Source organism: Xanthomonas fragariae, from assembly GCF_017603965.1.
Classification (GTDB): Bacteria; Pseudomonadota; Gammaproteobacteria; order Xanthomonadales; family Xanthomonadaceae; genus Xanthomonas; species Xanthomonas fragariae_A.
Genome location: NZ_CP071955.1, coordinates 277,948 through 293,572, shown reverse-complemented (window position 1 = coordinate 293,572; position 15,625 = coordinate 277,948). Strand labels below are relative to the sequence as shown.

Sequence of the window (15,625 nt, the reverse complement as noted above, 5' to 3'; positions counted from 1 at the left end):
ACGCGCGGCAGCAGTGATCGCTGTGTTTGGCAGCACGCAGCCCATGATCGGCCGCTGCACCGATCCGACCCGTCAGCCGGCGTCGCTCTGGCTCATCGGTTCCTGCACCAGGCCACCCTGCGTACGCCTTCGCCTACGCCAGCGCCTCGTCGGCATCCAGCACGCTCATCGTCTGCTGGGCGCGATCGAAACGCTCGCGGGCGGCGCGGATGCTGGCGTGGTTTTCGCCTGCCCAATTGAGCAGTTGCGAGACCGGGCCAAGCAGTGCCACGCCCAGTTTGCATAGTGCGTATTCCACGCTCGGCGGTTTGGTGGCGTAGACCTTGCGAGTGATCATGCCGTTGCGCTCAAGATTGCGCAGTGTCTGGGTCAGCATCCGCTTGGAGATGTCCGGCACGGCTCGCTGGATGGCGCTGAAGCGAGACGGGCCAGGGATCAGCGTCAACAGGATCAGCAGGGTCCACTTGTCGCCGATCTGATCGAGCACATCGCGCACGGGGCACTTGGTGGCATCGAACGGACCTTCCAGAGACGGCGGCGGCGGGAACAGAGCAATCGCATTCACAGGTGTATCTCACAGTAACCAGGGTGGAGGAAAACTGCCTCCTTGAGGAGGATCGAACGGCCCTGACAATAGGTCGGCAGACAGCAAGGTCTAGCCACTAGACCAAATCTCGTCTCGATACCTGTTGGAGTCTATCATGGCACACGCCTCACCCCCCTGAGTCCTTGTCACCGGCGCCAGCGAGTGGCTGGCGCACTGGTGGGCGAAGCACTGCTTGAGCGCGTACCAGCCACGCGCATCGTAGCAACGACCCGTAATACTGCGTCACTCGCAGAGTTCGCAAAACGCGACATCAGCGTGCGTCGCGCTGATGTCGCGGCCCCTTAACAATCGGGCAGGCAATACACACACTTCAAACGCTCCATCGAGCATCACTTGCAAGCATGGCCGCGTGCCAAGCGCATGACAGGGCAAACTTCTATTGCCATAGCGCGTGGGTCTCCCAGTTGTCGGGAGCCCCCATGCTGGCTCTATGCGACGGGTCGACCAGGAGAGGTCGTAGGTGATCGCTTACCGTCGTCCGCCAGTGCGTGACATTGGCCGCAGTGTCTTTGAGAAGGTGGTTCAACACGCACAGCATGAAGAACAGGCGTGTTTGTGGAACCATCGAAGACGTGCTTGCCCAGACTCCGTGCCTGGGCAACTTCGGCGACACGCCAAGCACCCGATTCCACAAGCGACCGTGATGCGCCGCAATGTTGCGGACCACAGAGACGGCGTGAAACCAGTTAAGCAGAACCGGTATAGCCGTGTGGAACTCAGCGGCAATTGCGGCTTGATCTACGCCATGCATGGCACGCACCAGTTTGGACAGCGTGCCCAGGGACATCACCTCGCTGGCCATATAGATAGGCACTTTGGGGAAAGGTGGGATGGTGTACCGGCGCCTATAGTGGTCTATGAACATCTCCCTGGCACGGCAGACCTCTTGGTCGACATCTCGCAACCAAATTTGGTGCCAAGTGCCTGGGTTGTTTCGATCCCCAACGTCAGGTCGGAAGTTAGCCGCATTGCGATGGGCAAAGCTCCCATAGGCGTGAGCCAGCCTGTAGGTCACTGCCGTCCGCGCGGCCACTTCGATATGCCCGATGGCTTCGCCTACGAGATGGCGCAGATGACGATCAAACTCATAAAGCCTGAGCGCGGTGTCGATGCTCGCGCCTGGCAGATAGGTGTCGCTACCTGCCACTCGCAAAGGAAACAGGTAGCCCATCAGGCGGTAATAGCCGACCTTGCGCAGGTAAAGCTCTGCTTTGACAGGATCGACGATAGCCAGACCTCGGCACTGCAACTGCCGGATCTGCTGGGCGTAGTCCAACGCCTCCTTCGTGTACCGCACCATCCCTGCCCCCCCTTGCCCAAGGCAAAAAAAACCCGCCAAATTGCGCTTCCAGCAAGAGCTGTAGAGGCGTGGCGGGTGTGTTAGGAAAATTCTGCACCATTCCGCCCTACACATCAACAAAATTTTAGCCGGAGATAACATGTCCGCTTCTGGCAAGAGGCATCACGTTCAGCGTGCAGCCTTTTCACCTGTCAAGAGTACGAGGCCGCCCTGCCCAGGCAACTTCTAGGTAGCGTGCCCCAGAGCGAATAGCGGGCGAGAACTTCAAGGCGTTTCGCCATCTGGATGTCCCGCTCAATCCCACAGGGAGCTGCTTGGGAAGCGCGCGTTGCGTTGGAACAAAAACGGGCGCCAGGTCAGCAATTCAAAAGCAAATCGCCGTGACGATTCACTTGCCGGAATTACACGCATTGCTAGCGCTATATGGGTGTGCAACTTGCAGGTCATGCGGCTATCCACAGTTTTGCTTGACCACCGCCACGTCTGCGCCTAATCTGCGCACGCCACGGTTTCCATCGCTTCATTCGGATGAAGCGATGGGATTAAACGGGAATCCGGTGAAGGGTGCGATCTGCATCCCATTCCGGAGCTGCCCCGCAGCGGTGAATGGAAACGAGCTCCGTCAACAGCACTGGACCGGCCACGGTCTGGGAAGCGGCGGACAGTAGGCACTCCGTGCGTTTGCACGGCGACGTCCATCAGCCCGAATACCGGCCCTGGCCGGGGGACACGACCGTCCTTCGTTTCGACCTGGCGCTCTGCGGGGAGCGGCCGGACTCGTGCGCCGCCTGCATGGTGGCGTGCGTATCTGCCGCTGCCCGTGGATTGCCGGCTCGCCCGCGGGGGCGAAGGTCGCTGGTGTGGCGGGCCTGCGTGCAAGCGCGGAGACGTTGCGCGGTTCCTTCGTTCCTCAATGCCATCCATGCAATGAGGACATGCAACATGACGATCGTGACCAATCTGGGCTTCCCGCGCATCGGCGCGCGACGCGAGCTCAAACAGGCGCTGGAGCGCCACTGGCGTGGCGAAAGCGACGCTGCCGACTTGCAGGCCACTGCACGCGCGTTGCGTGCGCGGCACTGGGAGCTGCAACGCGATGCCGGGGTGGATGTACCGCCCAGCAACGACTTCAGCCTGTACGACCACGTGCTCGACACCGCGTTTGTGTTCGACGCGATTCCGCAGCGCTATCGCGCGCTCACCGAGCGCGACCCACTGGCCGGTTACTTTGCAATGGCACGCGGCCATCAGGCCGATGGCGTGGACGTGCACGCGCTGGAAATGACCAAGTGGTTCGACACCAACTACCACTACATCGTGCCGGAACTGCATGCCGACCAGACCTTCGCGTTGCGCGGCGACAAGCCGGTGGCCGAGTTCCGCGAAGCGTTGGCGCAAGGCATTCGCACACGGCCGGTACTGCTTGGCCCGGTGAGCCTGCTGCTGCTGTCCAAGACCACCGATGGCAGCGACCGGCTCGCCTTGTTGGAGCGCCTGCTGCCGGTCTACGCGCAGTTGTTGGCGCAGTTGCACGACGCCGGTGCGGAATGGGTGCAGATCGATGAGCCGGCGCTGGTGCTGGATCTGGATGCCGCTGCACAAGATGCCTACCTCACCGCGTATGCGGCACTGGCCAATGGCCCCCGTCCGAAGTTGTTGCTGACAACGTATTTCGGTGCCTTGGACGACAACCTGCGCTTGACTGCCGCGTTGCAGGTGGATGGCCTGCATATCGATCTGGTGCGTGGGTTGGAACAACTCGATGCGGTGCTCGGCGCGCTACCAAGCGAACGTGTGCTGTCGCTTGGTCTGGTCAACGGCCGCAACGTGTGGCGTACGCCGCTGGATAATGCCCTGACGTTGGCCCGCTATGCGCGAGGGCGTGTGGGTGGCGACAAGCTGTGGCTGGCACCGTCGTGCTCGTTGCTGCATGTGCCAGTGGATCTGGATGTGGAGAAAAGCCTCGATGCAGATCTACGTAGCTGGTTGTCGTTCGCCAAGCAAAAACTCGGCGAGCTGCGCACGTTGGCCGATGCGCTCGATGACAAACCGCACGCCAACGCCGCGCTTGAGCAAACCCGCGCCGCCGTGGAGGCACGTCGCTCCTCGCCTAAGGTGCACCGGCCTGACGTGAGCAAGCGCCTGGCAGCATTGGATGGCGATAGCGCGCGGCGTGCATCGGCCTATCCGCAGCGGCGTGTGGCGCAGCAACAGGCGTTGCAATTGCCGGCGTATCCCACCACCACGATCGGCTCGTTCCCGCAGACGCACGAAGTGCGCGAAGCGCGTGCGCGCTACAAGTCCGGCAAGCTGTCGCAAGAACAATACGATGCGTTTTTGCGCGTACAGACCGAGTCGTGCGTGCGCTTCCAGGAAGCGATCGGGCTGGACGTGCTGGTGCACGGCGAGTTCGAGCGCAACGACATGGTGGAATACTTCGGCGAACAACTCGAAGGCTTCGCCTTCACCAAGCTGGGTTGGGTACAGAGCTACGGCTCGCGCTGCGTGAAGCCGCCGATCATCTACGGCGACGTGGCACGGCCGGCGCCGATGACGGTGTATTGGTCGCAGTACGCGCAATCGCTGACCGATCGCCCGATGAAAGGCATGCTCACCGGCCCGGTGACGGTGCTGCAGTGGTCGTTCGTGCGCGATGACCAGGAGCGTGCGCAAACCTGCCGACAGATTGCACTGGCCTTGCGCGATGAAGTGTGCGACCTGGAAGCGGCCGGCATCGGTGTGATCCAGATCGACGAACCTGCGATCCGCGAAGGCTTGCCGTTGCGGCGTGGCGACTGGGCCGCGTATCTGGAGTGGGCGGTGGAGAGCTTCCGCATCGCCGCTTGCGGCGTGCGCGATGCCACTCAGATCCACACTCATATGTGCTATTCCGAGTTCAACGACATCATCGCGGCGGTGGCGGCGATGGATGCGGACGTGATCTCGATCGAGACATCGCGCTCGCGCATGGAGTTGCTGGATGCATTCGTGAAGTTCCAATATCCCAACGAGATCGGACCAGGCGTGTACGACATCCATTCCCCGCGTGTGCCCGATGCAAACGAGATGGTGCAGCTGCTGGAAAAGGCGCGCGCCGTGCTCAAGCCCGAGCAGTTGTGGGTCAATCCGGATTGCGGTTTGAAAACGCGTGGCTGGGATGAAACCCGCGCTGCATTGCAGGCGATGGTGGATGCGGCGCGCACGCTGCGTGCATCGTTGGCGAAAGCAGCCTGATCGGCGAAGGCATCACCCAAACAGCATAGGCCAGAGGGCAGCGCATCCGTGCGCTGCCCTTCTTTGTTTGGGAGAAAGAGCCGTGTTCGCGAGTTCGATCTCATTCTTTTGGGTTTGATGCGCGGGAATTGTGTGCAGCGTGTGAGGTATTGCAATGCGGTGATGAACGCCAACGCAGCGAAGTGATACCGTTCTAGAGTCGTGCAAGACGATGGCCGGCGCATGCGTAGGCCATCGTGTCTGGGCAAGGCGCTAGCGTTGCGCGACCGGTGCCTGGACTTGTGTTGATGTCACAGTTGATTGCGCATCGACACCACCGCCAAGCACTTTGTACAAGGTCACCCGATTGCTCGCTTCGATCAGCCGCAAGCTGATCAAGGTCTGCTGCGCGCTGTAGAGCGCGCGCTACGCGTCCAGCGCCACCGGATAACTGTCTACGCCATTACGGTAGCGCGCATCCGGGCGCGTGAAGCCGCGTTGCGAGGCATCGACCAAGGCGCGTTGCGCATCCATGCGTTCGTCCGATTGCGTGCGTTGAGCGAGCGCATCGGCCACTTCGCTGAAAGCGCTCCAGAACTAAGGTATCCCCACGTTTTACACCGTAAGCATCATCTGCTCGCGCACTGCCGCAGGCAGTGCGCGCAAGCGCTCTATCCACCGTGAGACAGGCTCCATCGGCCAGTGCCTGATTAAGGCTTCTCGACCGATGCGTCGCGTGGAGTAAAGCTTGCGTGTGCTGTTGCGTGGAGACAGCCACTGGGCGATACCGGTAGCTTCGCATCCCAGCCCTGCCAACCAGCTGGCGAATGCAGCCAACGTATTGATCAACAGCAGGATCTGTAGTCGCTCGCCGCGTCGGGGCAAACTGTCTTCCAGCGCCTGGCCGTAGCGATGTGATTTCAGATCGCGAAATGCCAGTTCGATCTGCATCCGTCGTGCGTACACATTCACCAACCGCTTAGCGCTGGGTGCCTGCAGCTGCGGGGATGCAACGATCAACCAGGGCTCGCGCTCACGCGCCGCGGCCTTCAGACTCGATGACGCACGCGAGGCTTTGGCGGGTGAGCGGCGATTGCACTGTTTGCGCCCTTGCCGTGTCTTGGCGTAAACCACTAACCGGCAATCGAGTGGATCGCTGCGATTGGCCTGCATCGGCGGTAACTCGCAGGCACGATTGGACGCCAAAACGTGCAGTTTCCGGCTGTCGCTCCATTGCTCTGCCTCATCCGGCACGTTCTGCGGCTTGACTTGCGGGCGTCCGCGCAGTCGCCCAACTCAACACCAGCCCATGGCCGATACGGCGCGGAACCACGGTGTCCGGAAGCCGGCGTCAGTGACCAGGATCGGGCGAACATCGTCCGGAACCAGTGCCCTCAGTTATTGCAAGAAGCGTTTTTCTGCACCAGGCGATCCCTGCTGCTTTCCTGGCACCAGCATGTCCAGCAAGGTGAGTGTGCGGCCGCCCACCGGCACCGCTGCGCGCAGCAGACACCACGATTTGTCTGGCTTCAAATCGCTCCAGTCGATGACGATTACCGGCTGCGCGCCGCGCACGTCCGTGCAACAACGCCTCAACCGCATGCAGCAACGCGCGTTCGCGCAACGCATGCATCCCGGACAGTGAGTTGGGCAGGCACTTCTGCAATACTTCGCTGGCGCGCATGGTCGTCAACCTTCTCTGGCTTAGTCACCTTGAAGAGTGCCCCATGCGCGCACTTTACTTCCAGACGATCATGTCGCAAGTGATTGATCTGCCCGGAGGAAATGTGGGGAAACCTCAGGGTCTGGATCGCCAACTCGTACTGGGCGATGGTGATGTCCTTTTGCGACTTGGCTACATCCAGCTCGGCCTTCAGCGCGCCGGCGCGGAAGATCGGCACGCTTCGGTGTCGCCGCGCTATTTGGCTGGCTCCGGCATGCACACAGGCATTACCGCGGCGGGGCTCACGTTGCACGTCGAAGGATTCGAGGCGCCATTGCATATCGACAGCGACGAGCGGCGTCTGCAGCAGCTGTTGTCCAACGTGCTGAAAAACGCGCTGCGCTACACCAATGCGGCTAGTCAGCTGCAGGTGCGATGGGCGCGTCGTAGGCGCCGGCTGGAGATTGTGATCGAAGACAGCGCGCCAGACGTTGCACCGGACAAATCTGAAGTGTTTGTTCGAGCGCTTCTACCGCGTCGAAGGCTCGCGCATGGGCTGGGTCTTGCGATCTGTCGCAATATCGTCGTTGCGCATGATGGCCAGATCAGCGCAACACCCTCGGCGTTGGGCCGCCTATGTGTGACCCTACGTCTGCCGGCATTGGAGGCGTGATGGACACACAGCATCCCCCGACTGCGCATGTCTTGATCGTCGAAGACGAACCGCGCCTGGCTGCCGTACTCTGTGCGAGTATCTGCATGCGGCCGGGTACTCGCATCATTGGGTCGCCGATAGTGCGCAGGCGATCGATGCGTTTCGCGCGCAATCGCCGGATCTGGTCGTGCTGGATCTGATGCTGCCAAACCGCGATGGCCTGTAGATCTGCCGCGAGCTGCGCAGCATCAGCGCGCTGCCGGTGATCATGGTGACCGCACGCGCCGAAGAGATCGACCGCATGCTGGGCTGGAGATCGGCGCCGACGACTACATCTGCAAAGCCTTCAGCCCGCGCGAAGTGATGGCACGCGTACGGGTGGTGTTGCGTCGGCATCGGCATGATCCCAACGCGGTGCCGACGCGCAGGTTGGTCGTCGATGACTCCGCCTGCCGCGCCAGTGTCGCCGGGCGCGATCTGGATCTCATGCAGGTCGAGTTCCGACTACGCACGCTCTGTGCATCGCCTGGCCGCGTGTACTCGCGCGAACAGCTGATCGACCGCGTGTATGTGGAGCACCGCATCGTCACCGACCGCACGGTCGACAGCCACATCAAGAACCTGCGCCGCAAACTGGCCGATGTCGGCGGCGAAGAGTGGGTGCGCTCGGTGTATGGCATGGGTTATCGCTTCGAATATTTATTCGCCGAGTCGTAATCTTTGCTCTGCCCTTCGCAGAGATTGCTTGCGTGCAGTAAGGCGTTACCGACAACCCAACAACTGCACGTCAACAATGCCCAGCGCTCACATATTCAACCACCGCGTAGAGAATAGCCGCAGCCACCATCAGCACCGCAACGCCGATCAACGCGCCAACCAAGCCAATGCCATGGGCGGCGAACCCGATCAATGCCGGGCCGGCCAGAATGCCGGCATAGCCGAGTGTGGTAACCGCGGTGATGGCGATGCCTTCGGGCATCCGCGTCTGGTTGCCTGCCAGCGAGAACAATGCCGGCACGATGTTAGCGCAGCCCAGGCCGACCAGCCCTTAGAGCGGCTAACAAAACGACTGCGCTCACCGCCAAGCCGGCGCGGCCGGTGCTCGGAATCGGCATGTACAACGCGTACACTCCGGTTCCTCCGCGCCGTCCGTACCCACCTGACGACTGCTCGCTAGGCTTTGTTAGCCACCCTTAGCCGGCCAGCGATGCCTGCCATGGGCTCACCAGCGTGAGCACGAGAACGCCCGCGCTGGCCAGCAGCGCGCCCACCACGATCGAGCGGATGCGCCCCAGACGCTCCACCACCGCATCGCCCAGTAAGCGGGTCACGGTCATGGTCAACGCAAAGGCGACATAGCCGACGCCGGCCTGGCAGGGCTTACCTGGTGCGCATCGGCCAGGAACACCGAGCTCCAATCCAGGATGGTGCCTTCGGCCAGGAATACCACGACGCCAAGACGCCGATGAACAGTACGCTCCCTTGGGCAGGGCAAGCCAGGGCCCATCCTGCCAGACGCGCTCGGTACGCCAATAGCGAACGGACAACGCGCCTACCACCAGCATCGCAAGCACACCCACAATTGCCGCAGTCAGCGGACCGATCTGCGCCGACAACAGCAGCGTCATCGCGCCGGCACCGACAAAGCCGCCGATGCTGAAAAACGCAGGCAACCCAGACATCATCGCGCGCTCGGCATCGCGCTCGACCGCCACCGCCTGCATGTTCATCACGCAATCCATAGCGCCCACGCCGGCACCGAACACCAACACCACCGCGCCCAGCAGCCACTGGTCGGCAACCAGCGCCAGGAACGGCAGGCTGATGCAGATCAGCGCAACGGTTGCGATCGTGACCGTGACCGCGCGCGGACCGAAGCGTGCTGACAAGGCGCCGGCCAGCGGCATCGCCACGAACGACCCTGCGCCAAGGCACAACAGGATCAATCCCAGCGCGCCATCGTCCACGCCGGTCCTGGCCTTGGCAAACGGCACCAGCACCGCCCAGATGGATGCGGCAAAGCCGGGAAGAAGAACGCCGTGCACGTGGCGTGCTGTTGCGCGCGTGCGCTGGAAGCCGGTGCGAGGGATGCAGACGATTCCGATGGGAGCGGCAACACAGCGGCGCGGGGGCCACCCGGCCGGAGCGCTCGCTAGGCGGAAGTGGCATAACCACCGATCCACTGCGCTTGCTGCACCCTTGGCCAATGGCATGCGGCGTGAATCGCTAGCGGAACACCACCGTGCGATGACCGTTGAGCAGGATGCGGTGTTCGACATGGCGACGCACTGCACGGGCAAGCACCAGCGATTCGGTGTCGCTGCCCAGCCGCACCAGATGGCGCGGGGTCATTGCATGGTCCACCCGGGCGACGTCCTGTTCGATGATCGGGCCTTCGTCCAGATCTTCGGTGACGTAATGCGCGGTGGCGCCGATGATCTTGACTCCGCGTGCGTGCGCCTGGTGATACGGCTGCGCGCCCTTGAAGCTGGGCAGGAAGCTGTGATGGATATTGATCGCGCGCCCGGCCAATGCACGGCACAACCCCGGCGACAGAATCTGCATGTAGCGCGCCAACACCACCAGATCGATCTGCAGGTCTTCGACCAGGGCGAGCAGCTGCGTTTCCTGTGCGGCGCGCGTGTCTGCGGTCACCGGCAGATGGTGAAAGGCGATGCCGTACGAAGCGACTAGCGGTGCGAAATCGGCGTGGTTGGACACCACCGCGGCGATGTCAACCGGCAATTGCCGGCTATGCATGCGGAACAGCAGATCGTTGAGACAATGCCCCTGCTTACTCACCAGCACCAGCAGCCGCGCGCGACGGCGTGCATCGTGCAGCTGCCAGTCCATCCGGAATTCATCGGCCAGCAGCGCAAACCGCTGTTCCAGGCTGGCGATCTCGGTATTGGGCGGCTTGTCGAAGTGCACGCGCAAAAAGAAGCGGTCGCTTTCGTCGTCGCCGAATTGCTGTGCGTCGAGAATGTTGCAGGCCAGATCGAACAGCAGCCCGGTCACGCGATACACGATACCGGTGCGGTCTGGGCAGGACAGAGTGAGGATGTAGTCGGAGCGCATCGGCCAATGATAGCCAATACGCGCAGTGACGGGCTCAGTATTTGCGTCCGCCATCGTTGCAGTGTGACTCAGCGCGGCGGCAGGCGCAGCATCGGGCGCCGATTGATCTCATCCAGCTGCACCATCGACGCCTCGGCCGAGGTCTCCATCGCTTCTTGCGTGGTGATGTGCGCACGCAGATGCGCAGGATCGGAGGGTTCGCTACGCACCAGGAACGCGTTCTCGTCCACTTCGCCGACGTACCGGATGAGTACCACGTAGTTGAACTGGTCAAAGCCATGCTGCCTGGCCGGCGGCAACAGGCACGCGGCTATGCGCTCGCTGGCCTCGTCGGTGGGCATTGCTCAATGCGGCGTCCCGCACGCTCACCGCTTCGCAGATCTGCGCAAACAGATAATGGTCCGGATCTTCGGAATGGTCCGGGCGTGTCAGCCTCCCGTAAAATCGATCCAGCCATAACTAGAGGTCTCCGGGCACACTAGCCACCAAGAAGACCACCGATGCGCAAGAGCAAGTTCACCGAGAGCCAGCTTGTCGCCACGCTGAAGCAGGTCGAGGGCGGCCGTCAGTTCAAAGATATATGTCGTGAGCTAGGCATTTCCGATGCGACGTACTAGGTCTGGAAGTCCAAGTACGGCTGGATGGAGGCCGCTGACGTGCAGCGCCTTCGCTACCTGGAAACAGAGCACAACAAGCTTAAACGCATGTATGCGGAGCTGGCGATGGAGAACCATTCACTGAAGGATGTCGTCGCAAAAAAGCTGTAGGCCCGGCGCACAAGCGCCCGCTGCTTGCCTGGCTCATCGAGCAGTATGGCTGGAGCGAGCGTCGGGGCTGTTCGGTGGTTGGCGTGGCGCACTATCGGCGGCGTCCCGACCGGGATGATGAGGTCATTGCGCTGTTGTCCGAATTGGCCGAGCGTTTTCCCGAGCGTGGATTTGGAAAACCGTTCCAATGCATTCGCCGGCGCGGACATGTGTGGAATCACAACAGGGTCTGGCGTGTGTATTGCCTGATGAATCTCAATCGACGTCGCCGCGTCAAACGCCGGATGCCGACGCGCCATCCACAACCGTTGGCATGCGGTGACCGACTCGATGCTGGGTGGTCGATCGACTTCATGTCCGATGCGTTGTGGGACGGTCGGCGCTTTCGCACGTTCAATGTCATCGACGATTTCAGTCGGTAAGCCTTGGCGATCGAAGTGGACTCGAATCTTCCGGCCGCCCGCGTCATCGGCACGTTGTAGCGCACGACAGCTTGGGAGGACTAACGCCCACCGATTTCAGCGATCAACATCAACCGCAGACCTCTAGTTCTAGCTGGCACTGAATTGTGGGGAGTCGATATCCCAAGCGCACTAACCACGCACATCGAACATAAGTGGTGTGCGTCAGCTGGCCAACACGCCGCGCGCCTCGCGCGGTTCGCAGCGCAGGTATTGCGGTGCGGCGGTGACCGATGCGCCAAGTGCGGCAGCGGCATGCCAAGGCCAACGCGGATCGTACAAAATGCCGCGTGCCAACGCGATCGCATCGGCCTGGCTTCCTTGCAGAATCGCTTCGGCTTGCGTCGGCTCGCTGATCAGGCCCACGCCGATCACCGGCGTATCTACCTGCGCCTTGATGGCCTGCGCAAATGGAATCTGATAACTCGCCTGCACCGGAATCTGCTGGCGCCGGTCCAGCCCGCCACTGGAGACATGGATGTAGTGCGCACCGCGCACATCCAGCGCTTTCGACAAGACGATGCTCTGCTGCAGATCCCAGCCGCCGTCGACCCAATCGGTGGCCGAGATGCGCACGCCGATCGCAATGCGCTCGGACACCGCCGCACGCACCGCATCGAACAGACGCAGCGTCAGACGCATGCGATTTTCGAGCGACCCACCATACGCATCGCTGCGTTGATTGCTCAGCGGCGACAGGAACTGGTGCATCAGATAACCGTGCGCGGCATGCAGCTCGATCAGGTCCAGACCCAGGCGTTCAGCCCGTTTGGCCGACGCGACAAACGCCTCGACCACCGCATCGATGCCGGCCTCGTCCAGTGCCTGCGGCAATGGCTGACCGTCACCGAACGGCACTGCCGATGCAGACACGGTCTGCCAGCCATGCACGTGATCGGGTGCGATCGCTTCGCCGCCCTTCCACGGCAGATCGGTGGACGCCTTGCGGCCGGCATGCGCCAACTGGATGCCGATCGGCATCGGCGACCAGCGTCGTACCGATTGCAGCACTTCGCCCAAGGCCTGCTCGGTGGCGTCGTCGTACAAGCCCAGATCGGCGTAAGAGATGCGGCCCTGCGGCTGCACCGCGGCCGCTTCCAGAATCAGCAGGCCGGCGCCGGATTGCGACAACGTGCCCAGGTGGATGCGGTGCCAATCGCTGGCGCGACCATCCTGTGCGGAGTACTGGCACATCGGGGCAATCACGATCCGATTGGCGAGCGCAAGCGGACCGAAGCTGATGGGAGAGAACAACTGGCTCAAGAGGATATCCACACGTGACATGCAAGAGCGCCCATTGCACTGCGCCACACGCGTCGGCACAACCGCTGCGATGGATCACTGCGTCATGCAGAGTGCGCACTGGCGTCATTGACGCTACGTGCACGCAGCGGATCGACCGACGCCTGCAGAAACGCCAACGCCTGCGCGCACGACTGTTCCACCTTCAAACTGAGCAATTCGTCGGCGCGTGTACGTCCGAAGTTAAGTGCGGCAATCGGCAAGCCGTTGCGTGCAGCGGTCTGCACGAAACGAAAGCCCGAATACACCATCAGCGACGAGCCCACCACCAGCACTGCATCGGCCGCGTGCAGATGCGCGAATGCACGCTCAACGCGCTCGCGCGGCACGTTCTCGCCGAAGAACACCACATCCGGCTTGAGCACCCCACTGCACACCGGGCATGGCGGCACCACGAAACTGTCGAAGGCCACATCGTTCAAATCCGCATCGCCATCGGGCGCCTGCGCCGCTTCCAAGTCGGCCCAAACGGGATTGGCCTGCTCAAGCCGCATCTGATGTTCAGTGCGTGGCATGCGCCGCTCGCAGCCCATGCAGCGCACCACATCGAGCCGGCCGTGCAGATCGATCACCGCCTGGCTGCCAGCGGCCTGATGCAGGCGGTCCACGTTTTGGGTGAGCAGCACTTCCAGCTGGCCTCGCGTTTCCAGCGCAGCCAGTGCGCGATGCGTCGCGTTGGGTTGGGCCAAGCCGAACCGTGGCCAACCGACCAGACTGCGCGCCCAATAGCGCTGACGTGTGGACAACTCGCCCATAAAGGCCTGGAAGGTCACCGGTTGCGGACGCTTCCAACCGCCTTGCAGATCGCGGTAGTCGGGGATGCCCGAATCGGTGCTGCACCCGGCGCCACTGAGCACGAACAGGCGCCGATGGCGGTCGATGAAATCCTGCAGCGCGTTGCTGTCTTGAACGAGTGCCGCACTCATCGGGCAACTCCGGTGGCGAAGAGATCACTGTGCAACAACACCATCTATTGTGCGTGTAGCGGTGCAACACGCGCGGCCAGCGTGCCATCTTCCAGCAGGCTTCTCAACGGCCCGGTGATGGCAAACATGTCGATCCCGGCCACGGCATCGCAGTCGTCCAAGCGCACCTGCGAGGCGGCGACGAGCGCTGCCACAAACGCACGCGGCGAGCGCCTGCGCGCCCAGCGCGGCGGCCCCATGCCGTTCGCAAATGGCAGAGCGCACGCCTGAAAAGCGCGCTCACTCGCACCGCGCAGGATGCGGTATGAACATTCCGTACGGGCGCGGGTCATCGGCACGGTGGCGCAGCAGGGACGCAGCAGCAAATGCGAGTGCCAGCAGCGTCAGGCACATGCAGACCAACCCGCCCCAGCCACCGTGTTGCCAGAACCAGCCGCCGAGCGCGCCGATCACGCTGGAGCCGGCGTAATACGCCAGCAGATACAGCGACGCGGCATGACTGCGATGCGCACCGCCGAGCCGGCTCACCCACGCACTGGCGGCCGAATGCGCGATGAAAAACCCGATCGTCAACAGCACGATGCCAACCACCACCAACGCCAGCACATGTGCCAAGGTCAGCGCCACACCGAGCACACATACCACGATGCCGGCGATGACCACCGAGCCGCGCCCGAAACGATCCGACGCGGCGCCGGCCACCGACGAGCTGACAATGCCGAACACATACGCGCTGAAGATCATGCCGATCTGGCTCTGGCTCAAGCCGAACTCCGGCCCGCCCAGACGAAAGCCGGCGTAGTTGTAGAGGCACACGAACACACCCATCAACAAGAACGGCAGCGCGAACAACAACCGCAGATTGCGATCGCGCAAATGCCCGGCCCAGGCACGCAGATGAAAGCGCAGATTGATGCCATGCCGGCGCGCAAAATGCCGCGACGGCGGCAGTAACCAGACGAACGCCAGCGCACACAGCAGGTCGAAAACGCTCAACATCGCCAGAGCAGTGCGCCAATCGTAGTGATCGGTGAGCACGCTCATCACGATGCGCCCGCTCATGCCGCCGAACGCATTACCGGCCACATACAAGCCGGTGGCCGCGCCCAGTTTGTTCGCCGGCAACTCTTCGCCCAGATAGACCATCGCCACCGCCGGCACTCCACCCAGTGCGATGCCCGACAAGGTGCGTACCGCCACCAACGCGCCCCAATGCGGCAGGAACGCGGCGATCAGATTGAGTACCGCAGCGAGTGCGATCGACACGAACATCAGCCCGCGCCGGCCGAGGTTTTCCGATACCGCGCCAGCGCAGAAGATCGCCAACGCCAGCGCACCGGTCGCCAGCGACAACGGCAACGAGGCGGTGGCAGCATCCACGCCGAAGGCGCGCGCGAACTCGGGCAGCACCGGCTGCACGCTGTACAACAGCGAGAAGGTGGCAAAACCGGCCAGGAAGAGCGCCAGCCGGATGCGCCCGCTCGCGGGCGCATCGATTTCGACAACGGCAGTTGTGTCCCGCAACGTGTCGGGGCGACGACCAGAGGAAGACATGGGTGCGATACCGAGACCTGAGACGGCGAGTATTGGCCTACTACCACCCCCTGTCCAATTATCTGATGCTGGCAGTTGCAATATGCAAATGGCTGAGCG

General features: G+C 62.4%; 10 protein-coding genes, 1 other RNA gene, 7 pseudogenes and 1 riboswitch. Of the genes and pseudogenes, 6 read left to right on the top strand and 12 right to left on the bottom strand.

Going from position 1 to position 15,625, the window contains the following annotated elements:
* Positions 1-133 precede the first annotated feature (133 nt).
* Positions 134-565 (bottom strand): winged helix-turn-helix transcriptional regulator, encoded by a 432-nt coding sequence (locus tag J5I97_RS01370; protein WP_208588508.1) that lies wholly within the window; start codon positions 563-565, stop codon positions 134-136.
* A gap of 160 nt (positions 566-725) precedes the next feature.
* On the opposite strand from J5I97_RS01370, the pseudogene J5I97_RS19685 reads away from it, so the two are divergent.
* A pseudogene (locus tag J5I97_RS19685) lies at positions 726-889 on the top strand (SDR family NAD(P)-dependent oxidoreductase); the annotation flags it as partial.
* Between the two features lie 94 nt (positions 890-983).
* Here J5I97_RS19685 and J5I97_RS01365 read toward each other — a convergent pair.
* Entirely contained in the window at positions 984-1,907 is a 924-nt protein-coding gene (locus J5I97_RS01365; RefSeq protein WP_208588507.1) for an Abi family protein, read from the bottom strand.
* Positions 1,908-2,396: 489 nt separating this feature from the next.
* Positions 2,397-2,640: riboswitch (cobalamin riboswitch) on the top strand.
* 209 nt (positions 2,641-2,849) lie between these two features.
* On the opposite strand from J5I97_RS01365, the gene metE reads away from it, so the two are divergent.
* A complete protein-coding gene (metE, locus tag J5I97_RS01360) occupies positions 2,850-5,141 on the top strand; it encodes a 5-methyltetrahydropteroyltriglutamate--homocysteine S-methyltransferase (RefSeq protein ID WP_208588506.1) in 2,292 nt (763 codons plus the stop codon).
* 252 nt (positions 5,142-5,393) lie between these two features.
* Here the strand turns inward: metE and J5I97_RS01355 are convergent.
* Both J5I97_RS01355 and J5I97_RS01350 read right to left on the bottom strand, forming a co-directional pair.
* Positions 5,394-5,711, bottom strand: a pseudogene (locus tag J5I97_RS01355) (TolC family protein); the annotation flags it as partial.
* A 24-nt stretch (positions 5,712-5,735) separates the two neighbouring features.
* A pseudogene (locus J5I97_RS01350) lies at positions 5,736-6,804 on the bottom strand (IS4 family transposase).
* Positions 6,805-7,057: 253 nt separating this feature from the next.
* Here J5I97_RS01350 and J5I97_RS01345 point away from each other — a divergent pair.
* Positions 7,058-7,456, top strand: coding sequence for an ATP-binding protein (locus J5I97_RS01345; protein ID WP_208588505.1), 399 nt, complete (start codon positions 7,058-7,060; stop codon positions 7,454-7,456).
* A pseudogene (locus tag J5I97_RS19680) lies at positions 7,456-8,155 on the top strand (response regulator). The gene J5I97_RS01345 and the pseudogene J5I97_RS19680 overlap by 1 nt, the downstream one beginning before the upstream one ends.
* A gap of 87 nt (positions 8,156-8,242) precedes the next feature.
* On the opposite strand, the pseudogene J5I97_RS01335 reads toward J5I97_RS19680, so the two are convergent.
* Positions 8,243-8,483 (bottom strand): annotated as a pseudogene (locus tag J5I97_RS01335) (MFS transporter); the annotation flags it as partial.
* Positions 8,484-8,551: 68 nt separating this feature from the next.
* Here J5I97_RS01335 and J5I97_RS01330 point away from each other — a divergent pair.
* A non-coding RNA gene (locus J5I97_RS01330) (sX9 sRNA) lies at positions 8,552-8,627 on the top strand.
* 4 nt (positions 8,628-8,631) lie between these two features.
* Here the strand turns inward: J5I97_RS01330 and J5I97_RS01325 are convergent.
* The 3 genes and pseudogenes from J5I97_RS01325 to J5I97_RS01315 form a co-directional block, all read right to left on the bottom strand.
* Complete coding sequence (locus J5I97_RS01325; protein WP_238135604.1) at positions 8,632-9,483, bottom strand: MFS transporter; 852 nt, start codon at positions 9,481-9,483, stop codon at positions 8,632-8,634.
* A gap of 181 nt (positions 9,484-9,664) precedes the next feature.
* On the bottom strand, positions 9,665-10,516 hold the full coding sequence (gene purU, locus J5I97_RS01320; protein ID WP_208588501.1) for a formyltetrahydrofolate deformylase: 852 nt from the start codon (positions 10,514-10,516) through the stop codon (positions 9,665-9,667).
* Positions 10,517-10,584: 68 nt separating this feature from the next.
* Positions 10,585-10,969 (bottom strand): annotated as a pseudogene (locus tag J5I97_RS01315) (XVIPCD domain-containing protein).
* Between the two features lie 47 nt (positions 10,970-11,016).
* Between J5I97_RS01315 and J5I97_RS01310 the strand changes: the two are divergent.
* Positions 11,017-11,848, top strand: a pseudogene (locus J5I97_RS01310) (transposase).
* A 61-nt stretch (positions 11,849-11,909) separates the two neighbouring features.
* On the opposite strand, the gene J5I97_RS01305 reads toward J5I97_RS01310, so the two are convergent.
* The 4 genes from J5I97_RS01305 to J5I97_RS01290 all read right to left on the bottom strand — a co-directional run bounded on the left by J5I97_RS01305 (position 11,910) and on the right by J5I97_RS01290 (position 15,526).
* A complete protein-coding gene (locus J5I97_RS01305) occupies positions 11,910-13,028 on the bottom strand; it encodes an NADH:flavin oxidoreductase/NADH oxidase (protein WP_208588499.1) in 1,119 nt (372 codons plus the stop codon).
* Positions 13,029-13,090: 62 nt separating this feature from the next.
* On the bottom strand, positions 13,091-13,972 hold the full coding sequence (locus tag J5I97_RS01300; RefSeq protein WP_208588498.1) for an NAD-dependent protein deacetylase: 882 nt from the start codon (positions 13,970-13,972) through the stop codon (positions 13,091-13,093).
* A 44-nt stretch (positions 13,973-14,016) separates the two neighbouring features.
* Positions 14,017-14,166 (bottom strand): hypothetical protein, encoded by a 150-nt coding sequence (locus tag J5I97_RS01295; RefSeq protein WP_208588496.1) that lies wholly within the window; start codon positions 14,164-14,166, stop codon positions 14,017-14,019.
* An 85-nt stretch (positions 14,167-14,251) separates the two neighbouring features.
* A complete protein-coding gene (locus tag J5I97_RS01290; RefSeq protein ID WP_208588494.1) occupies positions 14,252-15,526 on the bottom strand; it encodes an MFS transporter in 1,275 nt (424 codons plus the stop codon).
* Positions 15,527-15,625: the final 99 nt, after the last annotated feature.

Coding starts and splice junctions, on each gene's coding strand:
- metE (WP_208588506.1), top strand. CDS start 2,850: ATGACGATCGTGACCAATCTGGGCTTCCCGCGCATCGGCGCGCGACGC.
- J5I97_RS01345 (WP_208588505.1), top strand. CDS start 7,058: ATGCACACAGGCATTACCGCGGCGGGGCTCACGTTGCACGTCGAAGGA.
- J5I97_RS01300 (WP_208588498.1), bottom strand. CDS start 13,972: ATGAGTGCGGCACTCGTTCAAGACAGCAACGCGCTGCAGGATTTCATC.
- J5I97_RS01365 (WP_208588507.1), bottom strand. CDS start 1,907: ATGGTGCGGTACACGAAGGAGGCGTTGGACTACGCCCAGCAGATCCGG.
- purU (WP_208588501.1), bottom strand. CDS start 10,516: ATGCGCTCCGACTACATCCTCACTCTGTCCTGCCCAGACCGCACCGGT.
- J5I97_RS01290 (WP_208588494.1), bottom strand. CDS start 15,526: ATGTCTTCCTCTGGTCGTCGCCCCGACACGTTGCGGGACACAACTGCC.
- J5I97_RS01305 (WP_208588499.1), bottom strand. CDS start 13,028: ATGTCACGTGTGGATATCCTCTTGAGCCAGTTGTTCTCTCCCATCAGC.